A 22,733-nucleotide genomic window follows, 5' to 3' on the forward strand; every position below is an offset into this window, starting at 1 on the left:
CCTTCTATCTTAATATATGCTGGTTGTGCCATGATAAGTCCTTTGTGCTGATATTGATAGTAAGAGGATTATAACATAAAAAGGGTTGAATGATAGTAAAAACCATAAAAGAAAGTGCAAAGCAAATTAGAAGCTATAATATCAATGATAAAGAAAATAGACACTATCAAGCTTGTAATAAAAACTAGAGATGATTTTAAAAAGTTCGAATGTCGTTTTTTGGTCGTATATCGCCCTTGTAAATAATACATTAATAAGCTTATACTTATCGTGCTTAATCCTGTAAATAGTGAATTTATAAATATTATCCATGCAAAGATATTGCTAAAACTACCAGCATATATAAAAGGTGTGATAAGAACACATAGAATTATAAGATTCCATGCAAGAAAAAAGCTTTTTGAAGTAAAAATATAGCGAAAAAATACTTTATGAGATAATCTATCAAGTAAAATAGGAGCAATTATAAGATAAAATAGCCATATTGCTATAAGAATTGGTTTGATAAACAAGCTTGTGCTGTGAAATAAACTAAGATAGAGTATCGCCATTATTTATCCCTATAATCGCATTAAAATCATAAAATTTGTATCTTGTGGAATCTTAATCAATTTAGCAGTTTTACTAAAGATTATAGAATCTAACAATCCTTCTTTAAGCACGGATTCTAGGGCATTGTAAAACCTAAATTGACACAGATGTGTGCCACAATGCCACAGAATCCTATTCTACATAATAGGAGAGCTTAAAGATGAAAAGCAATTTTGTCATAGATTTAGAGCTATTAATAAATCTATCAATTAGTAAAAGTGAAACCATAGTGCTAGACATGTTACACTACATAAATAATAATCCACATTATCCAGCTTTTAAAGTTACAAATAAAAGTTTAAGTGATTTATTGCAGATTTCAAGAGGGCATTTACAAAGATTGTTAAAATCATTAATGCAAAAAGAATTAATATATAAAGATTCTAATCGGTATATTATAAGTGAATATTATAGAGAGATAAAAAAGAATTTATAATAGTATTTATTGAGGCATTTGTATGATTCTTTAAATCTTGTATCTTTTTATTATTTTTATCATTCAATCGTATAGAATAATTTTTACTTTCTGCCATTACTATCCTTTATAAAATTTGTAAAAGTTATTTGTTGGAGAAAATTTTGAAACAACAAAACCATATTTTGTGAGCCTCGCAGAGATTATGCTATTTTTGTTAAAAATGTATAGCATTTTTTGGCGTTAATGGCTATCCTCCATAATCTAGTATTTGCTATATTGTAGCATACTATCTATTAAGGCAATACAATATAAAATAACTATTGTATAATTTCTATTTATTGGTAATTTTATGGTTTTATAAGAAATTATGCTATAAGGTCCAACACATTTTCATTGTATAATGTGTATTCTTGTTCTTGAGTTTGGATTCTGAAACTTTCTATTAATTCTCTAAATTCTGTAATGAGTGAGTATTTTTGTGATTTTTCATATTTCCTTAAACAAAGAACAAAAGTCTTTTTCTCAAGACAACGAAAAAATCCATATTGAACGATTTGCTTTGTCTTACCCATACCCCTACCACTTGAGTATATTAGCTCCCTATATCCTTTTAAATCTCCCTTAAAAAGAGGTATAAAAGGCTTCAAAACTTTTGCTTTAATATGTTGTTTCATAGCCCACCAATATATAAAAGTATGAAAATTGATATTTTCATAATTCTAAGCAGAAAATCTTGACAATTTGCGTTTTCTTAAGCTGTATGCTCCGATACAAAGTTCTAAAAAATAGAACTATTTGCAAAAAGTTTTCTTAAGCGAAAAAATGCCTTAAGAATTTTTGGAAATTGTCAAGATTTTTGTATTCTTAAAGTAATATAAAAATAAACTTAAATAATAGAAGTATAGTAAAAATAATAGTATTCTAATTAATTTAATAGTAATATTTTTATTATTATTTTTTCTCTCCCTCATAATCCCCCAAAAACTCATAAGAGATTTGTATCTCTTTGTTGTCATTTTGTTTTTCTTTTTTTACTTGCTCTTTGTTGAAATTGAATTGTTGTGCGGGAAATAAAATTTAATTTAGAGGGTATGCCACTTAATAAGCGAGATTTTATACAACCTACAATAAGTTCATCAGAATATAATAGTATTTGTGGTATTAGTGAAAACATAAATAATTGTCTAAGTAATGTTTTTATGCAAAGAGATTTAGATTTTATCAAACATGATTATACATTCTTTAATGTATATGATGATATGGAGCAAGAAACACATGATGATTGTATATTTTGCAATTTTAAAAGTAAAGATATATTTGCTAAGATTATTTATAATTATTATAAAAATGAAAGCAAATATAAAACAAATTTAAAAGATTGTGTTGCAGATTCTGTATTAGATGATTTAAAAAATATAAATAATAATATGTATAGAAGTAATGCTACTACACTCTTTAATCATTCATTATCATTAGAATATAGTATTACCATATATACTAATTATTTAGAAAAATATATAAATTTTACTCATTAGTTGATATATATAGGATTAAGCTATTTTTAATTTTCATATTGTTATACTTTTGTATTTTATAATGAAAGGAACACACATGAAAAAAATAATTTTTTCTTTATTGTTTTTATTTAGTGGCATTTTGTTTGCTAATGCTAAGGTTGAGGTTGAGAATTTTAAAGTAAAACAATGGCAAGATACTACACATTGTAAGCTTCAAAAGAAAAATGTTGCTATTTGTGAATTTGTTGATAGTGCTGTAAAACTCACTGATAACAATGAAAAACTAGAGGAACTTTTTACAAAGTATGATAAGAATAATAAAATTAAATTTAATACTCTTGATGAATTTATAAATAAGGCTAAAGTTTCAGAATCTGATGCAAAAGCATTAAAATTATATAGAGATAGAATTAAGGGTAATTATAAAAAAATTTGTGAATCTCATGCGAAGCTTAATGCAGATGAAAGAGAATATTTTGAGGGTTTAAAACTGCGATACAATGATACTAAACTTTATGACGAAGTTGAAACTAACGAAGTTTGTGATAAGCGTAAAGAGATAATTAAGGAATAACATGAGTAAAAAATCTAAAATGATTTGGGGCGGTGTTGTTGGGTTCATTATAGCTGTGGCAATACTAGGAAATAGAGTAGATAATAACAATGATAGTGAGATACTAGAAAAGCTTAATGTTGAAGCGACAGAATTAATGACTTTGCAAAAACAACATTTAGAATTATTTAGTAAAGGTAAAGGAGACTCAAAAGAAGCTAAAGCACTAGAAAACAAAATACAGCCAAAAATGAATGAAGTATGCAAATTAAGGTCGCAATTAAGTAATGATAGTGCAATAGATGATGACATGGTAAAAGCTTATCTTGCTAGTATCTGTAAAAAATATGAATCTGAGAATGCACCTAAAAAAGAGGTAAAAAAATCAAAACTCAAAGAGCTTTTAGATGATTTCTAAACCCCTTAGTCTCTTTCTGCTTCTCTCCTCTCTCTTATATGCTAATCCTACTAATGAGTATGAAATAAAAAGGAATGAGATTATAAAGAGTTTGCAATAAAAGGATTAATATGTCAAATATCGTGTTTAATAATGATAAAGAAACAATAATTAAAAGACTAAATTTTTACCCCTTTTGGATAATGGATTTTAGAAATAAAATTATCGATAATCAATTATCATATAGCCTCGAAGAATGTGAATTAATGGAAATTCTTATAAAGTTGTTTGAATTGTATCCTGATATAAATTCTATAAAGAGAGAACATATAGAAACACTTGTTAAAAATATGAATAAAGTAAATACATATTGTTCTTTTATTGATAATTTTGTTTGTTTATGCAGAGAATATGGAATAAGTAAAATAATATTAGATTAATATTGCTTCTCCCAAACTCAAGAACCCGCCTTACCGAATGTGAGTGGGAAATTAATAAATAGATATCAGGGCTTCGACTGGTCTCCAGTAAATCACAACGAAGGGTGCATTGAAGTTTCTCAATCGTATTCGAATAAATATGTTCAATTGATGAATAATCCTGGAGATAGACAGGCAAATTACGCAATGATTAATGCTTCGCGTTCAAGTAAAATCTACAAAGACGACCATAACGATGTAACACCAGTGAATTTTAATATTAATTTATATGTGAAAGTTTGATTGTTGAATTGTAAGTTTAATGTGGTATAATTAGAATGTCCCTTTAAGTTGTCGCTTAAAGGGACAAATACCCCAAATTCTAGCTATGGGCTAAGAAAGGGGGTGGTAAAATGCTTATCTACATTAAGCTAATTATAACAATATTCTTGTTAATTTTGTTATTTTTTAACAAAATGTATTAAAATTTTATAAAAAAATTATAAATTTTAACTAAACGATATGCTAGATATTCGGTTAGGAGGCATTATAAGCCCTTTTCTACAATCACTTTAACGCTTTGTAGTTTCTCTTTTGCTTCAAGAGGAAAGTGTATTATATTCTCACACTTTCATCAATGAGAAAAAAATTATTTTTCATAAAGAGAAACATGCAAACGCAAACACAACTTCCACAATACACAGCTTGGTTGGGTTGGTAGCAAAAGCACTTCAAATAAATCCAAATACACTCGCACAAAGAAAATTTCAAAACACTATTCCATACAATCAAGTTTTAGACTTTTTGCATAGTAAAAATATCTCTATTAATCAGTTTTTCTATGGAAGCAGTCTTGAGGAAAGACACAAAAGTTCATCAAAATATAAGATACTCAAACTCTATAAAACAAAACTATCCTAAATATACTTTGTCATCATGTATGACTTTTGAAATAGTGATTTTTAAGTTCTCATAGTCAAAATCACAAATGAAATTCTCTTGCATAGTTTTAGCCACTTCATCATCGGCATAGTAGAATAAGTGTGGGTTGTAAAGACACCTTGAGTTTCCTACTTTTTTAATAAATCCATTCTTAGCTAATTTCATAAGGTGCAAAGGAACACTATTGCCTCCCAATTTAAAATTCAATTTTTTTTCACATGATGTCCTAAAGCTATTTGTTAATTCAATATAATTTTTATTGTAATCTACTAATTCTTGTATCATATACATTAAAAAATATAATGTTTTACCATCTAACCTTGAAAAGAATATAAGCTTATCTTTATAAAACTTAACATCTTCACTTTTTTGTTGATTTAAAATTTTAATAATAGTTTGTCCCATATAACACCGATTTTAATATTTTTTTGAAATTATAGCATAAATACATAATATTTATAAATAAAATATATGTTATATTTTATTTATTATTTTTTAAGCAATACTTAAGTATAATTACATTATAATCCACCACACAATCCTATTGTTCCATAAAATAACCACTTTTATGCGCTATTTGTATAGATTTTACGCTTGTGGTTTTTCTGTTTGAGATATGTAAGGGCATATACTAGCTAATGATTTACTATCGTTAAGCTTTTGTAGTGATACTTTGGTTTCTTGATTTTTCTTGAACTTTAAAGTATAAATCCACATTGCAGAAGTTTTGAAAGAACTTTTTTTGAATGATAAATCTTGTTTGCTAAGTTGCGTTAAGTCAGTAAGGTAACAAAGCTTAGGAACGCCTCCAATCTCGAAAGAGACTAAAAGGACAGCGAACCAATAAGGTATATCCCGCCGAGAGTTAATGCTAGTGAATACTCTGACAGACTAAGAATGAATCCTAAACACTTGAAGTGCATGGATAAAGGACATTACAGGGCGACCGCGTGTTTTTATACATCTTAGGAGCGATGGAATGATTCTCGATTAGACCAACAGCGAAAAAGAAACTTCCTTTTGTTGTAGCTCTTACTTTTTGTAAGAGTAAATCTGCCCCAAATATATTGAAAGATTTGAGGGGACAAAGGCTCAAAAAATCTAACTCATTATCCCAATAGGAAAAAATACAATGCTTACGCATTGATTAAACAGAAAGAATAAAAGTTATAAAAAGAAATTGAAAATAACTTATTTCTTTAAATTTAAATGAGAAAAAGAAAGAAAAGAAAGATATGTAAGAAATTTGATAAAGATATACTCTTTATAGCGTAAAATATGGATATACAGATTTGTTATTAAGAAAAATTTAAAGAAAAATGACGAAAGCATAATATAAAAACTTCTCTCTTTGATGACAACATGTAGTGAAAATAAGAAAAGAAAATTTAAAGATTTTTCAGTTGTAAAGGAATACTTGAGTGTTGAAACTTGATTGAATAGAATCTAATATGTAGAAAATTCTTTAAATTTAAAAATTCAACACATTAAAAAGATATATCGGAAAATAGATATTTATACTACAAGATTATCTTTATTTTTAGTTTAAAAAATTTAAAGAACTAACTATAAAAAAATAAAAATTAAATTTATTAATATGAAGTATTTATTTGTCTGATCCAAAGAAACAAAAGATTTTTTTCATTTTTTACTTGAAAGATTAAATAGGTTTTTTAGATTCTGTCGGAATTTCCGAACTACTGAGAAATACTCGGTAGTTGATGAAAGTAACTTATAATCTTATCTTGCTTCTCTTTGTAGGTTTAGGGTATGAACTCAAGATTGAAGTATTTCCATTTTGGAAAGAGTTAGAAAGAATGGGTTATACAATTAAAGCAGTTCTTTAACTGTTGGCATTAAATCATTGTTTTCCTTAATTTTTAACATACGAATATCTTTTATACAGATACTAAAACAAGGGATAGTTTTTGCTAATTCTTGAATAGTTGTTACACAAGTAACAGCATTGATTGTTTCATCTCCAAAATATGCACTTCCTTGTTGTCATTTAAAGACATGAGATTCCATAAATTTATGGATATCTGTATAAGCTTTGCTATTTGTGATATTATTATCACTTAGGTAATTTGTATCAATATCAAAAGTTACTGCATACATGATTATATTTATTGATACCTATACCCGAGATTTAATTCAACAGATTCATTATTATTATTCATAAAAGAGAGATTTACCCAGCTTTTTCGTGAGACAAATTCATTAACCTTACCTTTATTAACAATGAAAGATTTAACCTTATATTCAATCAATTTAGACAAATTAAACTCTTTTAGTTGTTCAAATTCTTGGAAATCATCTTTAATCATTTTTTCAAGCACATTTATATCCTGTTCATCAAGACTTTGTAAGTCTGAATCTTTTACAACGAATTCATTAATTAACATTATCAAACCTCCTTATTCACGATACTTTTTTAATATTTTAATTATAGCAAAATAGCGTGAATAAGGCAATATTTAAGGGTTATTTTGTTATTTTTTAGATTTAGTTTTTATATTATTATTAGGTATTATCGCTAGTAACAATACCTCTATTCTACAAAATACACTCCTTCCTTAAATATCGTAAAGCTTACCTTTGTATCTCTTATGCCCCTTATGTCTTTGACTTTGACATAGGATTTGATTCTTTTTCCCTCTGTATTTACATAGATGACTAATATCCCGATATATGCGACTTTCTTATCGATAGTAGTAACAGCGACCTTTTCATTTGGACTTACTTGCATCTTAATAGAATCTATTTTGTCTTTACCAAGTATCACATCTTCACGATAAAGCAAATCAAATGCACTTGCGTCTCGAAATTTCTTAATGTCATTGAGTTTATAGATTATTGCGGTAACAGGGACATTGTCGCCCCGATTGTTGAGATTAGAGTTTTCGATATTTTCTAAGGCAATATCAATATTACGAGAACAAGCAGTTAATATGATAGATACAATAAGAGGGAGGATAAAAAATGTAAGCTTTACGATAAAATTTATGTTATATTTCATCATTTTACTCCTTAATATTATGCTTTTTAGCATAATCTAGTATCTTTGCTCTTAGTTTTGCTGGGAAAGATTCTCTATACATTGCCGTAATAAAACCAGCAGTTTCTCCTCCGCTAAATCCCTTTATATCTCCTAGCATATCTGCTGCTATATCCCATTCAGCTATTGCTAAACTTGTATTACTTAGATGGGCTAAGCCTCTATTTCTCCCTACTATCTCATAGAACTCTCTATATTCTTCATTGATGAGATTACCATCTTCATCTATATTCGCTATGGCATCTAGTGGTATATCTATCACAGAGTTTCTTATCCCACTTTGAATGACAAGATATTTATCTCTCTCTCTCTTTGTTTTTAAAGATTCATAATACGCTTTTTCAGCCTTCGTCCATGGAGCTATAACTCCATTTATAGGTTCTTTATAATAAGGATTCTGGATTGCTTTAAACTCTGATAAATTAGACTTCTGTCCTGTATGGTAGTTTGGTTTATACTTTTTCTTTACTTCTTCCATTCTCTGCCAAGCATCTATAAGAAGGTTGGTAATTTCATTTGTGTATTTACCTGTATTTTCTCGTGTTTCGTTGGCAAACTCTAATTCACATGTTGTTTTGTCAATATCCATAATAATCGAATGCTGTGCAATAATATAATCTTGGGTTTTTGCTATTTCTTTTAATCTTTCATTCATATTTTCTCCTTGATAAAACAAGCAAATATCTTTGAAACTATCCTGTCCATAATCCATCCTCCATTATTATTGTAGTAGCTAAATGTCCTATTGCTTTAGGGTTTGGACTTTTTATCTGTATTCATATTACCATTAGCTATATCACTGAGGATATCTATACAAGTATTATAGCAGTTTTTATTTTTGCTTACTCCTCTTAACTCATCTAAAAGTATATAGCCTAGTAGTTTTTGCAAGAGATAATTTGATGCTTGTTTAGATGAAGCATTGTGAAGATATAGAAGAGAGCATTGAGTTTCCCTAATCCGCTTATCTCTTTGTTTATTGCTACCTCTCGCTTTTATTCATCTTTGATGTCAGCATATTGCTTTTCTTTTTTAAAATTCTTTTCAAAGGATTTCATTCCTGAATTATTTGTAATATCTCCTAGTTCAATTACTTCAAACGCTTGCATACTCTATTTTATTCCTCTTTATATCACATTCCTTATCCCCACATTTTTATCTTGATAAAATATACGCTTTGTCGTTGCTTGCCAAGTATGCCACCCAACCCGATTTTTGCGGTATTATTGAGGGCATTTGCACCGAGCTTGATAGACATTATATCGCTATGATTGATGAGTAAATGCAAGTCAAGAGCGAATTCATAATTCGTGAGGAAAAGCACCGCTTCCCTCAAATCCATAAATCTCTGTGAAGTAGGGAAGAATTTCAATGCTTCTTGATAGCTTATATCTTTGATGAGTATAGCGATTTTCGTTTGATAGGAAATCACGCTTTTACCGATGATAAAGCCATTGCCTAAGATATTGTTTGAGTATCCTAATCTATTTTGTTGTTGGGGGTGGATAGGGATATGATGAGCGACATTTTCTATAATAGAAATTTTATTTTTGAGATTGAAGTTTATCTCTAGCACTTTCTCTATATAGTTTTTTGGCTTCCTAAGGCTTAAGATGATAGGCGAAAATGGCAGATAGGTTCGTGCAACTTGCTTATCTCGCAGTCCTAAGATATGAAAAAGGATTTGAGAGATTTTATCCTCAAAATCACCCTCAAAACTTCGAGGATAGCTCTTTAGTGCGACTATATCAAAAAAGATTCTTAGTATATAGTGATTAAAAAAATCAAATAGCAAGCTCCAGCCATCGCTGCCATCATTATTCCTTGCGAGTTTATCAAGCATATAGCTTGGGAGCTGTGAGCTAGCTCCTTGCAATCCTAAGAAATTCACAAATAATTCTACAAAAAGATTCTCCCTTTTATCATCAATACGAATAGAATCTATCTCTCTATGAGGACAACCAAGCATATTATTAACGCGCAAAAATATATCATCTTGCTTAAAGTGCTGCAATAAATCTCTATAGCTTTGATAAAATGAATCGCTTGTAGGAGTGAGTGCGTGTAAATCTTTGCTATCACTTCGGGCTTTGAGATTCTCTAAAGTAATATTTTGCTGTATTGTCTCTTTCACATTATTGCCCTTGAGCCGTCTTTATAAGGATAGTTTATCGTGGTGATTGTGTCTTTATTGATACTTCGTATTTGTAATTCACAAAATGAATTTATCGAAGCAAAATGAGAGAAGAATTTCGCAAACACTAAGCCCATTTTATACACTTCCCCTAGACAATAGAATCTGCTCTCATCGATACTCATTATGCAAAGCGTGCCTTTTTTGGTAATCATATTGCTTAGGCGATATATGGGCTTGGAGTGTATCTCTACAAGGGCTTTGGCAAAGCGTTTGACGATATTATCCGTATCATTGTGGAGATGAAAGCTATAAGATTCTAAGGCTGTGAGGAAGGTTGGCTTATCCAAAAGGCTTTGATAGTTAAATGAAATCACAGAGACAATCTTCCATAAAAGCTCTCCATCAATTTCCACTTGCTTCATTGGTGTAGGTAGAGTGATATTTCTTGTGATAATGTCTTTACTATTTAGCTTATTGATATGACCGATTTTTAAATGCGATGGGAGATGTTTATTGCACGCAATCGTCTCAATCGATATTGTCTCTGTGATATTTGTCTGCGAAAAAAATGAAATATGCCTGTGGGGCGTCTGATAAGCATCTTTTTTGTATGAGAGGCTATAAAAGTCGTTGAGTCGATTATTCTCAAAGATTCCAAATCGCTCAAAGCTTTTGTAATTTTTCAAGATTCGCTTTCCTGTATCGCTATTGTGTGCCTTGACCCTTACTACTTCGACTATTTCATAGCCTTGAGGCTTGTTTTGGTTGATAAAGATTCTATAAGATTCTCTATCGTGTTTGTTAATGATTGGTTCAGCAGAAATAGGAAAAGCATTGACTATCGGGCTTGCGGAGAGGCTAAGCATTTCAGCTCGTGGGATACACACAGCAGGTAGGGGCTTGGTAAAATTGAATTTCATACGAAATCCCCTTGCATTGCAACGCTTTAATATATCAAGCTTATTGATACGAATAAAATTAAATTTCTCTGGGATAAAGAAGAGTTCTTGTAGAAGTGCAAATGCCTCAAAGCCATTTTCACCGCTATTAAAGGCACTCTCACCCTCTCCTAATCCCCTATGTGTAACGAAACTAGGCTGGATTCTAAACTCTTCACCATTCTCAAAGAAAATAATAATTTCTTTTAAGTAATGTAAAATCCACATAAGAAGCGTATTTGAGGTATAAATATCATTGCCCAAATATATATCCAAATGCGAAATATCAAGTGAGGCAATCGCTATATCGCTTTTACTCGTCATCAAATCAAGGCTTAGTGAATGCGTATCGTGTGCGTTTGAAATCGTGCAATCAGTGATTTGCAGCGGATAAAGCCACACATCATAGAGTGTTTTAAAGCGACACTCGACATCATCGATAGGGATAGAATGCACTTCGGTATTTTTAGGGAGGAAAAGCTTAAGGGCTTTTGCATCAGGAGAGAGGGTAAAATCTTGGATACATACAGAGGGTAGGGGGTTGGTGTAATTAGGAGAGATGATATTGATGAGGGATTCTGCGAGTAGTGGGATATTAGAATCTAGTTCTTGATGAAGCTTAGAAGTGAGGATAGCAAAATTCTCAATTAATCGCTCAATGTCTGGGTCTTTGCTATTATAGTCAAGAAATGGAGCAAGTTTAGGGAAATTACGCACGAAAAGAGTGCGCATTTTGTGGAGATAATCAAGCTCTTTTTTGTAGTAATAGATATTATCTTGCATTAGGATACCTCACAATAACGATTATTACGAAAAGTGATGTGGATATTAAATTCACTAAATCTATCATCGCTAAAGTAGCAACGAATATCAAATGATAATTGCCATGGGCTAAGTGAATTGTCATAGGAGATTGAAAGCAGTATGATGCGATTTTCATATTGTTGCAAAAGAGACTGAATCTCGCGTGCCATAAATACAGCAAACTCACCAGAATCAAGATTGGCTTGCGAAATATCAGGTAATCCTAACGCATTCATACTCATACAATCATCAAGCTTGCTATTAAGGAGGATATGTATGTGATTTTTAATATCCTTTATGAGATTCTCATGATATTCCACGCCCTTATATTGCTCATCTAAATTATGAATCACTCTATCAAGCAAAGACATAGCATTTCATATCCACATTTTATCCAAGATTGTCGCTTATTCTTTATCAAGCTTGCCGACTAGAGAAAGCTCAAAATTCGCACCCATAAACTTAAAATGAGGACGCGCTAAGAGTTCTATCCTATACCAACCCGGCTCACCTTCGACATCGGATACGACAATTTGAGCTCCTCTAAAAGGGCGTCTGCTTCGCACTTCTGCAGGCGGATTTTCTTGGTCAGAGATATATTGTCGTATCCATTCATTTAATCCGCGTTCGACATCTTGCCTCTCTCGCCAACTGCCTATCTCTTCTCGTTGTAAGACTTTCAAATAATGAGCTAAGCGTGAGATGAGAAAAATATAGGGGAGCTGTGTGCCTAAGCGATAATTCGTCTCTGCTTCTTTGCCTTCTGGCGTATTTGGGAAAATTTTGGGCTTGAGCGATGAATTTGCCGAAAAGAAAACAGCATTATTTGTATCGCGTCGTAATGTAAGCGCGATAAAGCCATTTTCGGATAATTCATATTCTCTCCTATCAGTGATAAGCACTTCTGTGGGAATCTTTGATTGAATGCTTCCAAAGTTCTCATAAAAATACATTGGTAAATCTTTCACTGCACCGCCACTTCGTGGTCCTATAATATTCCCGCACCAACGATAATCCGCAAAGCTCTCTACTAATCTTGTCGCAAAGGCATAGGCTGAATTTCCCCAAAGGAGATGATTATGTGATTTGCTCACATCTTCAGTGTAGTTAAAGGATTTGATAGGGTTATTTTCAGTGCTATATGGCGAACGAGTGAGAAATCTTGTAACCATAAGCCCGGTGTATTTCGAATCTTCATTCTCTCTAAAAGTTCTCCAACGCGTATATTGGGGACCGGATAATAAGCCTTGCAAATCTTGAATATTGGCAAGCTCTGCGTAATTTTCAAGTCCAAAGAATTTCGCCCCCATAGAAGTCAAAAATGGTGCGTGGCTCATCGCTGCAATGGAAGCCATCTTATTTAAGAAAGTCATATCAGTATTTGCCGTAGTAATCTCATAATCCCCGATAATTGCCCCCACTGGCTCACCACCAAATTGCCCATATTCTGCTGAATAAATATTTTTATAAAGAGTTGATTGTGTTATATCGGGGTTTAACTCAAAATCTTCTAAGGCTTCTTCTTTGGTAATATCAAGTAAATCAATTTTGATATTTTCATTAAAATCTGTCCGCTCAACAAGGAAATATAGCCCTCTCCAAGTGGATTCTAACTTTTGAAATTCCTCATTGTGTAAAATCTCATCCATTTGCTGTGAGATTAAATCATCAATATGGGCTATCATCTCATCAAGTGCGAATTTATTGATCTTCTCCTCGACATTAGGAGATTTCACAATCTCACTAATAAACTCTGCCACGCCTCTTTTTGCGATACTATAGCTCTCATCTTCTTTGAGATATTTGCTTTTTCCCATAATGTGTTCGATAACCGAACTATCAACCATTTTAGTTTCTTTTGTTGCCATATTTATTCCTTCTTGTCATCTGTGTTTGCTTCGCTTTCTTTGGAGATTTCAAGCAAAAGCTTTGCTTTTGTGTTTTCATCTCTCAAAGCTTCCAAAACCGCTTTTCTGAATTCTGGAATATTGCCCATAGGACCTTTGAGTGCAAGCAAAGCTTCTCGAAGTTGGATAAGTTTCCTTAGCTCTGGGACTTGCTTGACAATACCATCTGGTGAAAAATCCTTCATACTTGAAATATTAATATCGACATTGAGTTCTTCAGATTCTGGATTGAGCTTGTTTTTGACATTAAAATTCGCTTTCACGCCTAATTGCTGCAATACTTGTGAAAAATTGATTTTATTGATTGAAACAACCTCTCTATTTTCCAAAGGAACTTTTTTACTCCCACCTGTGAGATTTGCCATCACCATAAGCTTTAACGGAAGCTCAATCTCCGCATTTACACCATTTGTCTTTGCCTTGTAAGTAATATTTATTCGCTCTTTTGGAGCAACTGAACCATCTGCCATACTTTTCCTTTGTAATCAAATTCAATACTGTTAATTTAGTATTATACTAAAGATTTTTAAGATTCCAAAACACTTATTGCTTTGAGAGATATTTGCTTAATGCTTTTAGCAATACTTGTTCTATTTGTTCTTTATTGCCTTCAATAGCATCTTGCAATATTTGTGTAATATATTCAACAAAACTTATACCGCTTATCTCCTCAAATATCGGGGTATCTAACTCCTTTATCATAAGGGTAAGAACTAAGAGATTAATAATCTTATTTGATTGTAAAAGCGGGATATTCTCGATTATGGCTTCAATATCTTGCATATTCTTATCTTTTGAGCTATGAGAGGTAGAATCTCGTTTGATTGGAGGTGTGAATAATTTATCGATAGTATGGCGAATAAAGCTCTTAAGATTTGTCTTCGTGATGGTTATATCTTTGTCTTTGTTGATTATATCGCTAGTAATATGTTGCTTTGGTGCAATCTCAAGTGTGTCATTGAGATTATGTATCGTATCATCAAGCATATTGGTAGATTCTAAATTTATCCCATCTACTTTGCCCTTAGGCTCGATTGTGATATTATCTAGCTTGTTATATGTCTGCACTTCTTTGATGTCTTCTTTGTGGTATTCAAGTGTCGTATCTATCGTATCAGGTGAGATACAAAGGAGTTCTACATCGCCGATTTTGAGAGTATCGCCAAAATTGATTGCTACTTCATAACCTAATGCTAATTTTGAGAATGAGTCATTATAAAAAATCTCGCTATCTTCTACGCAAGTAATGACAAATGAGCCTTCCTCAAAGCTGATTTCAGCGTGCTTTGCTTGAATCTTGCCATTTATACTTTGGAGGACAAAACCGCATTCATTCCCGCTCCCTATGCTCCCGCCATCTTCGTTGATGATATAATGCTTCATATTGCATTGTTTGACTTTATCGATATTCTTTATCTGTAATGCGATTTGCTCCATACGCTCCTCCTAAAATTAAAATAATTAGATCCTATTGGGTTATCCTTGCAGGGATTGTAAAATTTGGAAGAGTTTTGATAATAATATCTAAATTATTATTTGAGCGAATTCTCATATCAAAATACATTTGCTTATTGTTATTGAAAATGAGGGAGTATGTATTCCCCATTCTTTCAATATCATGCAAGAATTTAAACCACGCCCATTCACCTGTATATTTTTTAGAAAATTCCATGATATTGTTATGATTTGTAGCATTAAATTCCAATATACTTGAATCTTTAAAGTGATTTGCCACTATATCAAGCTTCGTGCTAAAAGTATGGTCATATCTCATCATCGTATCATAGCCAAAAGTAACATAATTAAACTCTGGCGATAAATCGACACTCTCTATGCTATAAGAGATAGCGAGATTGTTATTCGTATCAAACATCAGATTTGATAGTGTGGCGATGTTTGCAATAGAGCGCATAAAGCTTACGGAAAGGCTTAGCTTAGAGGCATACATTGGATTGATACTATATGAGGAGCCTTTTTTGATAATCATATTGCGGAGATATTCTTCATAAAATTTATTCCAAGTGCCTGTTTTACCAAAAAATGCCTTGAAACTATCCATTGAGAGAGAATTTTTGCTTGAGAGATTGAAAGGATAATATGGGGCAATATCATTGATAAAGCTATTATGCACTTCCTTACTCCACGCTATATTCAAATCAGCGATAGCACTTGCTTCGATGAGTTTCCATGCATTGTTTGAGAGGAGCATATAATATTTGCGTAATTCAATAGGCAAGAGGGACAAATCATTTTGCAATACCATAAATGGGTCATCTTTGGGCAATTCTTCACTTAGAGCGTAGTTAATCTTTTCTTTTTTATCTTGTGTTACATGAAGAAATTCATTAAGCTTTGTGTAGAGGGTAAGCATATCTTTATTGATAACCTCCATCGTCTTGAGGTTTGAGGTATCTTCTAATCCCACTTTTTGACTTAAATCACTTACCAAAGAATCTTCTTTTGCGATATCGTGATAGCCCACAAAGGCATTGCCTAAGGTAGCAAAGATATTTTTAATTTCAGCTGCTGGCAATCCTATCTCATAGGCAGATTTAAAGAGTAAGGGGTCATTGAGGTTGGTATTGCTACTTACCGCACTAATAAGGAGATTTATCGCATTTTGTTTCTTTGAAAGTGTAAGTAAGCGATTTAGCCCCGCTTCTTTTGTGCTGAACGGCTTAGGCTTGATATTATCAAGCAAATTTTGCCACTTGAGCTGATATTCTTGCAGGTAAAGCTTAATTATTCCGATAGAGAGGACCATTCTATCATCATCTTTGATAATATTTGTCGCGACATCTTCAAGTAGCCAAGTCTCTCGCCTTATCGTATCATCAATGTGTGTGTTGATATTTGTTAAAAGCTTCCCAATGCCTCTTTTAGTGTAAATGCTATCAAATGTGAATGCGGGACTATTCTCAAAATTCTCATCAAAGCTAAATCCAATATCTTCTTTGAGTGTATAGAGAGACTTTATGTTGTTTTTATATGTGCTAAATTCTAAGAGTGCATAAAGACGACGGATTCGCGTGATTTGAGAGATTCTTTTGCTCGCTTCAAGGCTGATTTGCTTGTTTTCCTCACTCTCAAAAAGCATAATCGTATCCACACAACCAAGCAAATCTTCTTGTGGAATCTTGTATTTTTTGAATAATTCCCAATTATTAAGCAACCACACTTTTAGCAAATCCTTGTCTAAATATTGCTGATTAAAGAGGGCTTTGTAGATGTATAAAGCCCTGATGAGACTATTTTCATCTTTTTGTGTGCGTAAGATATTTTCTAGTTCGATTATAAGTGTATCGGCTAAAAGCTTATTAATACTTTCTATATAGATTTTTTTTGCTGGCTCAAATGCTTCATAAGTAATATCTAAAAATGGATATTTCATCAAGTTAGATTCAGTAAAAAGGCGTGGATATTTATCTAATATAAATCTAAGATTCTGGATAAATTTCACTTTTTCTTCAATGCTTAATGTATGATATGTATCATATTTTTTTAGAAAAATCCCCAAGTCTTTTGCATTCTCTAATGCAATTTGATTTTCTTGCTGTGCTTTGTGGATATAAAAACTACTCATACTATATGTAATCCATAATGCAAAGATAGATAGTATCGCTATAGCAAGCTTTTTCCATAGTTGTTTTATCGCACTGCTTGCACTAAAATCTTTAAATATCACATTGCTTAGTAAGAATTTAACAAAATAGCTTTGTTTAGTGTAATTATTGAGTGCTTGTGCAAATGGTTTCTTGATAGAAAACTTATCACATATTGTATCATAAAGATAATTAATAGGGATATTTTCTTGATATGCACTCACAAAATATATACCTTTGATAAATGATTTATTTTTTAAGTTATTTTCTTCTTTTACTAAGAGGATAAACTCGACTATCAAAGCAAAAAGATTATCGAGTTGTTTGAGGAATAAATATGCTCTATTTTTGGATTTAAGATTGTGGATAAGATTATTTTTACTGATGAGATAATATTGTAATGATTGATACAATTCGCTGAATTTTTTATGCAAAAGTGCAGAATCTAACGACTTAGGATTCTCAAATATTACCCCTAAAGTATTATCTGCGATATTTTCACTAAAGATTCGCAAGTAATCTCCCATACCATCAATCAAATCAAGTTTACTAAATACAAAATAAATCGGGAATCTTGTGCTTGTGCCACTCTCAATATCATTTATCCGCTTTACTAGATAACGAATAATGTTTGTAGAATATTCTTTGGGCTGTGTCAAAAAAAGCTGAGTATCAATGACAAGCACAATCCCACTTAGCTTGTGATAAAATGGATTTTTATTTAAGAAATGAAGAAACTTTTTCCAAATATTCTTCTTTAAGATGAAATTTTTATTTTTCTCTATATCATCTTCAGGCATTTCATCACTACTCTGTGGTGTAAAAAGAGATTCTTGTGTAAAATAATTTCCCTCTGTATCGACTAATGCACCACTTTTAGAGATATAAAGGCTAAAATTTTTGGTTGATTGATGAAGTTTCTTATAAGATTCAAGGCTATCACTTAGCGGATATTCGATATTTGCGTAATTAATAAATGTGCTTTTCCCTGCTCCCTCATCGCCGATAATCACGATAAGTGGGAGCTTTTTTAACTTCAAATGCCTCCAAGTATTTTTTGCATCTTTGATTGAAAGACTAAAATTGCGTTTCATTCGATAAATGAATGTGTCCGCTTCTTTTTGAATGTCCTTTATTTTGTCTTTATCGGGATTTTTAAGATTCTTGATAAATTCGATTATTCTCCGTAATAAAAAAAATAAAAAAATTGTTAGCCACACGATAAAGATGATAATAGCCCGCACATAAGGCTTCCCAAAGATATACACATCATTAAAAGCAAACAACGAGCCATAAAACCAAAATAATGCACTCAAGACAAATAACACAATAAGGCTTAAAACAATCAAAGCCGTCTTTGAGAATAAAATGCCTAAGATTTTTTTCAACATCCCGCGATACCTTTGTATTTATAGAAATGCCATTATAGCCAAAAAATATTTTAATTTATCTATATAAAATTACAATGGATAAGTATAGAACAAAACTAAAAATGACTTCGACAATTTCCACAACAGACTACAATTAATTCCAATTACAAATGAGATAAAAAGTCGTTGTGCTGCATTTATTGAAAGTTATAGAATCAATAACAGATTAACACCAGAACAAAAAACAAAGATTGTCAAAGTTTTAGATGAATATAGAGATGATGAGATAGATTATTTAACTCTATCTACTTCCTTTTGCTTTTGTGGTAATTATTATAAAAAGAGAGAATCTTTGTATGAAAATATTTCGCAGGATAACCCAAAAATAGCATTATTTTTGCGGTATAATCCTACATATAGGGATAAAACAATATTTTGCCCCACATTCTATTAAAAAGTGTTATAATATTACGAATGCTACTTCAAGGTGCTATAAATGACTACTTTAAGAGCTAGTGAGTGGCAACAAAATCCCTGTATTTTTTGATTATAAACCCTTGAAATCTATTCATATAACTTAGAAACATCAACATAATTTAAAGGACGATTATGGCAAACAATCTCAAAGTAGCGTGGCTCAATGGTATGAGCATAGATAAAGTGCATTTCGAACAACAAGAGCGATATATGGAACGCAATATCAATCAAAAAACTATCGCACTTCATAATTATTTCTATGGGATTTTACATCTTGAACTTGCCAGTGATTTGCTCTCACAGGGCAAAATCGCGGTGCAAAGAATTTCAGGTATCGCACAAGATGGCAGTGTGTTTAATGCTCCAGAAGAGGACTTGCTCCCTATCCCGCTTGAAATCTCTAATAGCAATCTCAAAAACCCAATCATCACACTTAGAATCCAAACAAGCCTCGATACAATCGCTGATATTTCGATACAAAATGCCATTGCAGATTCTAAATACATCGCCACACAGGCATTAATTAGCTCAAGGATTCACGATGAAATGCAGCTTAAGAATGAAGAGAGCATACAACTTAGCGATGATGAGACGATTAATACTTCATATTCACAAGAAAAGATAAATGTTCTCTTAGCCTCGCTTCGCCTCTCTCTAGGATTCTTAGGTAATAAATCCCCAAATGAGCTTGAAATCCCGATATGCAAGATTAAAAACATAGATTCTAATAACAAAATCACGCTTGACGATAGCTTTATCCCCACAAGCCTCGATATTGCAAAGATAAGTATGGTAAGAATGTTTATCGATGAGATGATACATAGCACAAAACAGCACAAAGATTCACTTACTCTTATCTTTAAAGGTATTGACCAAACCAAAAACACGCTTGATTTTAGCACTTATCTCTCACTTAATCTCTTAAAAAAATGGAATCTTATTTTCCAGACACTCAAATACAAAGACAAACTCCACCCAGAATATCTCTATGATAAATTAATAGAGTTTCAAGCCGACTTGATGGCATTCCAAAATGATGAGAAATTCAGCCATTTTATCCCTTACAATCATACCAATCTCACAGAGACAATCACACCAATTCTTAATAATCTCCGCATTACATTTGCTAAAATCATCGCTCCAAAATATATCATGGCAAATGTCGTGAATGTGGGCAATGGATTCTATGATTGTATGTTTGATAATGCAGGGATAATCGAAAATAGTGAGATATTCTTAGCGGTGAGTTCTACTTCAAGTCTTGAATATCTCCAAGCGAACTTTAAGACACAATGCAAGATTCTTACACAATCAAAGATTAGAAATATCGTAGCTTCCCAGCTGAAGGGGATAAATATCGAGCAAATCCCGCTTATCCCCTCCTCCTTGCCCCACCTCAATGGCTATGTGTATTATAAGCTTGATAAAAGCGACAAGAGCTTTGAGGCATTTAAAAATGAAAATATCATAAGCCTCTATATCACGACAAATATTCTAAATCCTGATATAAAAATATGGGCGATACTAAGCTAAAGGAGATAAAATGCAAGATTCTACTGCGACAAAAGAACCCTCCCTCCTCTTGCTAAGCAAGCTTCGGGGGCTAGAGACCAACAAAGCCCTTGATTATTATCTGCCATTGTTGTTGCTCGCACATAGACTTTCATTGGTGAGTAAAATTGATATGAGCGTGGAACAATTAAGAGAAGATATGTTGAATGAAATCCTCTCCATAAATGCCACGCTTTTAAATCTCAAAATCTATGATGAAGTCGATATTACACGACTTCGATATTGCGTATGTGTATTTATCGATGAAAGCCTAATGAAAAACGAAATCTTTATCGATAGTTATTGGGCGAATAATCCACTTACTATAAGACTTTTTAACGAAAATCAAGGTGGTGATAAATTCTTTGGGGTAATGGATAAATGGCTTGAAAATCCAAGTAAAAATAAAGATACCTTAGAATTTATCTATGTGTGTTTGATATTAGGATACAGAGGGAAATTTGATATTGAGCCAGATTGCAAGGAGAAGATTCTCTATCTTTGTGATAATATCTGCTCTGCTATCACACCAAGTATGGAATCTAAAGAGGATATATTCAATCAATCTAGTAAGGTAGCACACAAAGCAGATTTACTTGCGATGCTCTCCACGCGTGCGGTGAGACACACTAAAATGCTATTTCTCCTCGCTCCACTACTCCTTATCCTCATCGCATTTAGCTATTCATTATGGAAAGTCAATGAAAATAACAAAATAATAGAATCTATGCTTATTGAGAGCTTGGAAGATAAGGGCTTATAAATTATTACAGAACGGACACTAAAGAAATAAGCATTATTTAAGGATAAGTGAGAAACTACTTCCCTAGCAACTAAGGCTAGGAAACCTTAGATTAAAATTAAAAGCCAAATCTCCTGATTACAGAGATTTGCTATTACAACTACCCAACCTTTAATCAAACTTTTTACTATCCAACCACGCATTTATGGCTTCATTAAAGATATAGCTTTGTGTCTCAAATTTCCTTGCTTGTGTTGATTGATACTGCTTAATCCGCTCGATAGTTTTGATGGGAAGCGGGATATTCATTGCTTTTATCAAGGGCTTAGAATCTTGTGCATGAGGAGATATATCGTGTGTAGTCTCACCTCGTGCTTCTTGTATGAATTTCTCTTCGCTTTTTACCTTAGTAGCCACATTTGTGGGCGGTCTTTTGAACGCCATATTAATTCCTTGTCTCTAAAATTTGATTGCCAATTTTGACAACCTCTTGAAAAAAAGCTTCAAAATCGCTTAATGCCTTATCTTCTGCCTTTTGGCAAAATTCATCAAGTGTCTTGCCCTCCTCTACGCACTTCTTATATGCCCTCCTCTCATAAATCATCGAATCTAAAATATGAATATCTTTGAATTGCTTTTCGCGGATAGATTCTAGGACATATTCTCTCAAGTCCGTTAAATCCTTTGATAGAAAGGGATTGGGAGATATTTTGTTAAACACTACAAGGGCGTGCAAACCCTCATTGCTCTCTTTTGCCAAATCAAATACCTCTAGCATTCTATCCATCACCACCACATCGTATTGACTTGGGATAGTTGGGATAATCACCAAATTAGCCTTGCTCATAGCAATGCGCATTTCCTTACTATCTCTTCCCCCTGTATCAATCACAAGCACATCGTTTTTATCTTTTTGAAGCATTATTTCATCTCTCAATGATGAACCCACTTTAGAGATATTAGAGAACAATGGAGGTAATCCGGATTCACTCCTATTGTTTGAAAACACCTCTGTTGAATTTTGTGGATCTGCGTCTATAAGTGTTACCTTATCTCCATCTTTAGCTAACCTACTAGCTAGATTTACCGCTATGGTTGTCTTGCCACTACCACCTTTCTCATTGACAACTGCTATTATCATTTGGACATCTCCTTTATATTATTATGGTATAAAATACTAAATATTGATTATAATATATTTTTATATAAAATACAATATTAACTTTATATATAATAATATATAATAATATATAATAATATATAATAATATATAATAATATATAATAATATATAATAATATATAATAATAT

At 32.1% G+C, this 22,733-nt stretch carries 25 protein-coding genes and 1 pseudogene; 9 read left to right on the forward strand and 17 right to left on the reverse strand.

All coding sequences use genetic code 11. From position 1 onward, the window contains the following. Positions 1 to 68 precede the first annotated feature (68 nt). The gene (locus CQA53_RS08840; protein ID WP_115543641.1) at positions 69 to 551 is read right to left on the reverse strand and encodes a hypothetical protein; all 483 of its coding nucleotides are present in this window, start codon (positions 549 to 551) and stop codon (positions 69 to 71) included. Positions 552 to 751: 200 nt separating this feature from the next. Here CQA53_RS08840 and CQA53_RS08845 point away from each other — a divergent pair, with 200 nt between their 5' ends. Further along, a complete protein-coding gene (locus tag CQA53_RS08845; RefSeq protein ID WP_115543642.1) occupies positions 752 to 1,027 on the forward strand; it encodes a cyclic nucleotide-binding domain-containing protein in 276 nt (91 codons plus the stop codon). 347 nt (positions 1,028 to 1,374) lie between these two features. On the opposite strand, the gene CQA53_RS08850 is transcribed toward CQA53_RS08845, so the two are convergent. Then, positions 1,375 to 1,683, reverse strand: coding sequence for a phage terminase large subunit (locus CQA53_RS08850; RefSeq protein WP_115543643.1), 309 nt, complete (start codon positions 1,681 to 1,683; stop codon positions 1,375 to 1,377). 387 nt (positions 1,684 to 2,070) lie between these two features. Between CQA53_RS08850 and CQA53_RS08855 the strand changes: the two genes are divergently transcribed. The 5 genes from CQA53_RS08855 to CQA53_RS08875 all read left to right on the forward strand — a co-directional run bounded on the left by CQA53_RS08855 (position 2,071) and on the right by CQA53_RS08875 (position 4,816). Beyond that, positions 2,071 to 2,544 carry a hypothetical protein gene (locus CQA53_RS08855; RefSeq protein WP_147290020.1) on the forward strand — a complete coding sequence of 158 codons (474 nt, stop codon included), beginning with the start codon at positions 2,071 to 2,073 and terminating at the stop codon, positions 2,542 to 2,544. 76 nt (positions 2,545 to 2,620) lie between these two features. Continuing rightward, a complete protein-coding gene (locus CQA53_RS08860; RefSeq protein ID WP_115543645.1) occupies positions 2,621 to 3,100 on the forward strand; it encodes a hypothetical protein in 480 nt (159 codons plus the stop codon). A 1-nt stretch (position 3,101) separates the two neighbouring features. Next, positions 3,102 to 3,497 (forward strand): hypothetical protein, encoded by a 396-nt coding sequence (locus CQA53_RS08865; protein ID WP_115543646.1) that lies wholly within the window; start codon positions 3,102 to 3,104, stop codon positions 3,495 to 3,497. 569 nt (positions 3,498 to 4,066) lie between these two features. Next, positions 4,067 to 4,198, forward strand: coding sequence for a hypothetical protein (locus tag CQA53_RS13600; RefSeq protein ID WP_281271182.1), 132 nt, complete (start codon positions 4,067 to 4,069; stop codon positions 4,196 to 4,198). A gap of 291 nt (positions 4,199 to 4,489) precedes the next feature. Then, on the forward strand, positions 4,490 to 4,816 hold the full coding sequence (locus tag CQA53_RS08875) for a hypothetical protein (protein WP_115543648.1): 327 nt from the start codon (positions 4,490 to 4,492) through the stop codon (positions 4,814 to 4,816). On the opposite strand, the gene CQA53_RS08880 is transcribed toward CQA53_RS08875, so the two are convergent. Both CQA53_RS08880 and CQA53_RS12195 read right to left on the reverse strand, forming a co-directional pair. Beyond that, on the reverse strand, positions 4,808 to 5,242 hold the full coding sequence (locus CQA53_RS08880) for a hypothetical protein (RefSeq protein ID WP_115543649.1): 435 nt from the start codon (positions 5,240 to 5,242) through the stop codon (positions 4,808 to 4,810). The two genes, CQA53_RS08875 and CQA53_RS08880, sit on opposite strands and share 9 nt — an antisense overlap. Positions 5,243 to 5,741: 499 nt before the next feature. After that, complete coding sequence (locus CQA53_RS12195; RefSeq protein WP_147290021.1) at positions 5,742 to 5,933, reverse strand: hypothetical protein; 192 nt, start codon at positions 5,931 to 5,933, stop codon at positions 5,742 to 5,744. Between the two features lie 625 nt (positions 5,934 to 6,558). Between CQA53_RS12195 and CQA53_RS13605 the strand changes: the two genes are divergently transcribed. Beyond that, positions 6,559 to 6,684, forward strand: coding sequence for a hypothetical protein (locus tag CQA53_RS13605; protein ID WP_281271183.1), 126 nt, complete (start codon positions 6,559 to 6,561; stop codon positions 6,682 to 6,684). Here the strand turns inward: CQA53_RS13605 and CQA53_RS13655 are convergent. The 11 genes and pseudogenes from CQA53_RS13655 to tssM all read right to left on the reverse strand — a co-directional run bounded on the left by CQA53_RS13655 (position 6,668) and on the right by tssM (position 18,674). Next, positions 6,668 to 6,955, reverse strand: a pseudogene (locus tag CQA53_RS13655) (virulence factor). The gene CQA53_RS13605 and the pseudogene CQA53_RS13655 overlap by 17 nt on opposite strands. An 8-nt stretch (positions 6,956 to 6,963) precedes the next feature. Continuing rightward, the gene (locus CQA53_RS08890; protein ID WP_115543650.1) at positions 6,964 to 7,242 is read right to left on the reverse strand and encodes a hypothetical protein; all 279 of its coding nucleotides are present in this window, start codon (positions 7,240 to 7,242) and stop codon (positions 6,964 to 6,966) included. Between the two features lie 146 nt (positions 7,243 to 7,388). After that, a complete protein-coding gene (gene tssJ / locus CQA53_RS08895; RefSeq protein WP_181882409.1) occupies positions 7,389 to 7,856 on the reverse strand; it encodes a type VI secretion system lipoprotein TssJ in 468 nt (155 codons plus the stop codon). Between the two features lie 4 nt (positions 7,857 to 7,860). Beyond that, positions 7,861 to 8,550 (reverse strand): hypothetical protein, encoded by a 690-nt coding sequence (locus CQA53_RS08900; RefSeq protein ID WP_181882410.1) that lies wholly within the window; start codon positions 8,548 to 8,550, stop codon positions 7,861 to 7,863. 486 nt (positions 8,551 to 9,036) lie between these two features. Beyond that, entirely contained in the window at positions 9,037 to 10,029 is a 993-nt protein-coding gene (gene tssG / locus CQA53_RS08905; protein WP_407918850.1) for a type VI secretion system baseplate subunit TssG, read from the reverse strand. Further along, on the reverse strand, positions 10,026 to 11,753 hold the full coding sequence (tssF, locus tag CQA53_RS08910; RefSeq protein WP_115543652.1) for a type VI secretion system baseplate subunit TssF: 1,728 nt from the start codon (positions 11,751 to 11,753) through the stop codon (positions 10,026 to 10,028). Before tssF ends, tssG begins: the two co-directional genes overlap by 4 nt. Continuing rightward, on the reverse strand, positions 11,753 to 12,145 hold the full coding sequence (tssE, locus tag CQA53_RS08915) for a type VI secretion system baseplate subunit TssE (RefSeq protein WP_115543653.1): 393 nt from the start codon (positions 12,143 to 12,145) through the stop codon (positions 11,753 to 11,755). Before tssE ends, tssF begins: the two co-directional genes overlap by 1 nt. A gap of 36 nt (positions 12,146 to 12,181) precedes the next feature. After that, the gene (gene tssC, locus CQA53_RS08920) at positions 12,182 to 13,642 is read right to left on the reverse strand and encodes a type VI secretion system contractile sheath large subunit (protein WP_115543654.1); all 1,461 of its coding nucleotides are present in this window, start codon (positions 13,640 to 13,642) and stop codon (positions 12,182 to 12,184) included. Positions 13,643 to 13,644: 2 nt separating this feature from the next. Continuing rightward, entirely contained in the window at positions 13,645 to 14,151 is a 507-nt protein-coding gene (gene tssB, locus CQA53_RS08925) for a type VI secretion system contractile sheath small subunit (protein ID WP_115543655.1), read from the reverse strand. A 73-nt stretch (positions 14,152 to 14,224) separates the two neighbouring features. Then, positions 14,225 to 15,118, reverse strand: coding sequence for an FHA domain-containing protein (locus CQA53_RS08930; RefSeq protein ID WP_115543656.1), 894 nt, complete (start codon positions 15,116 to 15,118; stop codon positions 14,225 to 14,227). A 31-nt stretch (positions 15,119 to 15,149) separates the two neighbouring features. Then, on the reverse strand, positions 15,150 to 18,674 hold the full coding sequence (gene tssM, locus CQA53_RS08935; RefSeq protein WP_115543657.1) for a type VI secretion system membrane subunit TssM: 3,525 nt from the start codon (positions 18,672 to 18,674) through the stop codon (positions 15,150 to 15,152). A 588-nt stretch (positions 18,675 to 19,262) separates the two neighbouring features. On the opposite strand from tssM, the gene tssK reads away from it, so the two are divergent. After that, on the forward strand, positions 19,263 to 20,663 hold the full coding sequence (gene tssK, locus CQA53_RS08940) for a type VI secretion system baseplate subunit TssK (protein WP_115543658.1): 1,401 nt from the start codon (positions 19,263 to 19,265) through the stop codon (positions 20,661 to 20,663). A 10-nt stretch (positions 20,664 to 20,673) separates the two neighbouring features. Further along, positions 20,674 to 21,444 (forward strand): type IVB secretion system protein IcmH/DotU, encoded by a 771-nt coding sequence (gene icmH, locus CQA53_RS08945; RefSeq protein WP_115543659.1) that lies wholly within the window; start codon positions 20,674 to 20,676, stop codon positions 21,442 to 21,444. A 150-nt stretch (positions 21,445 to 21,594) separates the two neighbouring features. Here the strand turns inward: icmH and CQA53_RS08950 are convergent, their stop codons facing one another. Beyond that, a complete protein-coding gene (locus tag CQA53_RS08950) occupies positions 21,595 to 21,867 on the reverse strand; it encodes a hypothetical protein (RefSeq protein WP_115543660.1) in 273 nt (90 codons plus the stop codon). Position 21,868: 1 nt separating this feature from the next. Beyond that, a complete protein-coding gene (locus tag CQA53_RS08955; RefSeq protein ID WP_115543661.1) occupies positions 21,869 to 22,564 on the reverse strand; it encodes an AAA family ATPase in 696 nt (231 codons plus the stop codon). Positions 22,565 to 22,733 lie beyond the last annotated feature (169 nt).

The sequence above is a fragment of the Helicobacter didelphidarum genome, assembly GCF_003364195.1.
GTDB classification, from domain to species: Bacteria; Campylobacterota; Campylobacteria; order Campylobacterales; family Helicobacteraceae; genus Helicobacter_A; species Helicobacter_A didelphidarum.

Excerpts from the sequence above, each read along its gene's own strand:
- CQA53_RS08840 (WP_115543641.1), bottom strand. The coding sequence starts at position 551 with ATGGCGATACTCTATCTTAGTTTATTTCACAGCACAAGCTTGTTTATC.
- CQA53_RS08845 (WP_115543642.1), top strand. The coding sequence starts at position 752 with ATGAAAAGCAATTTTGTCATAGATTTAGAGCTATTAATAAATCTATCA.
- CQA53_RS08850 (WP_115543643.1), bottom strand. The coding sequence starts at position 1,683 with ATGAAACAACATATTAAAGCAAAAGTTTTGAAGCCTTTTATACCTCTT.
- CQA53_RS08860 (WP_115543645.1), top strand. The coding sequence starts at position 2,621 with ATGAAAAAAATAATTTTTTCTTTATTGTTTTTATTTAGTGGCATTTTG.
- CQA53_RS08865 (WP_115543646.1), top strand. The coding sequence starts at position 3,102 with ATGAGTAAAAAATCTAAAATGATTTGGGGCGGTGTTGTTGGGTTCATT.
- CQA53_RS13600 (WP_281271182.1), top strand. The coding sequence starts at position 4,067 with ATGAATAATCCTGGAGATAGACAGGCAAATTACGCAATGATTAATGCT.
- CQA53_RS08880 (WP_115543649.1), bottom strand. The coding sequence starts at position 5,242 with ATGGGACAAACTATTATTAAAATTTTAAATCAACAAAAAAGTGAAGAT.
- CQA53_RS13605 (WP_281271183.1), top strand. The coding sequence starts at position 6,559 with ATGAAAGTAACTTATAATCTTATCTTGCTTCTCTTTGTAGGTTTAGGG.
- CQA53_RS08890 (WP_115543650.1), bottom strand. The coding sequence starts at position 7,242 with ATGTTAATTAATGAATTCGTTGTAAAAGATTCAGACTTACAAAGTCTT.
- tssJ (WP_181882409.1), bottom strand. The coding sequence starts at position 7,856 with ATGAAATATAACATAAATTTTATCGTAAAGCTTACATTTTTTATCCTC.
- CQA53_RS08900 (WP_181882410.1), bottom strand. The coding sequence starts at position 8,550 with ATGAATGAAAGATTAAAAGAAATAGCAAAAACCCAAGATTATATTATT.
- tssF (WP_115543652.1), bottom strand. The coding sequence starts at position 11,753 with ATGCAAGATAATATCTATTACTACAAAAAAGAGCTTGATTATCTCCAC.
- tssE (WP_115543653.1), bottom strand. The coding sequence starts at position 12,145 with ATGTCTTTGCTTGATAGAGTGATTCATAATTTAGATGAGCAATATAAG.
- tssC (WP_115543654.1), bottom strand. The coding sequence starts at position 13,642 with ATGGCAACAAAAGAAACTAAAATGGTTGATAGTTCGGTTATCGAACAC.
- tssB (WP_115543655.1), bottom strand. The coding sequence starts at position 14,151 with ATGGCAGATGGTTCAGTTGCTCCAAAAGAGCGAATAAATATTACTTAC.
- CQA53_RS08930 (WP_115543656.1), bottom strand. The coding sequence starts at position 15,118 with ATGGAGCAAATCGCATTACAGATAAAGAATATCGATAAAGTCAAACAA.
- tssM (WP_115543657.1), bottom strand. The coding sequence starts at position 18,674 with ATGTTGAAAAAAATCTTAGGCATTTTATTCTCAAAGACGGCTTTGATT.
- tssK (WP_115543658.1), top strand. The coding sequence starts at position 19,263 with ATGGCAAACAATCTCAAAGTAGCGTGGCTCAATGGTATGAGCATAGAT.
- icmH (WP_115543659.1), top strand. The coding sequence starts at position 20,674 with ATGCAAGATTCTACTGCGACAAAAGAACCCTCCCTCCTCTTGCTAAGC.
- CQA53_RS08950 (WP_115543660.1), bottom strand. The coding sequence starts at position 21,867 with ATGGCGTTCAAAAGACCGCCCACAAATGTGGCTACTAAGGTAAAAAGC.
- CQA53_RS08955 (WP_115543661.1), bottom strand. The coding sequence starts at position 22,564 with ATGATAATAGCAGTTGTCAATGAGAAAGGTGGTAGTGGCAAGACAACC.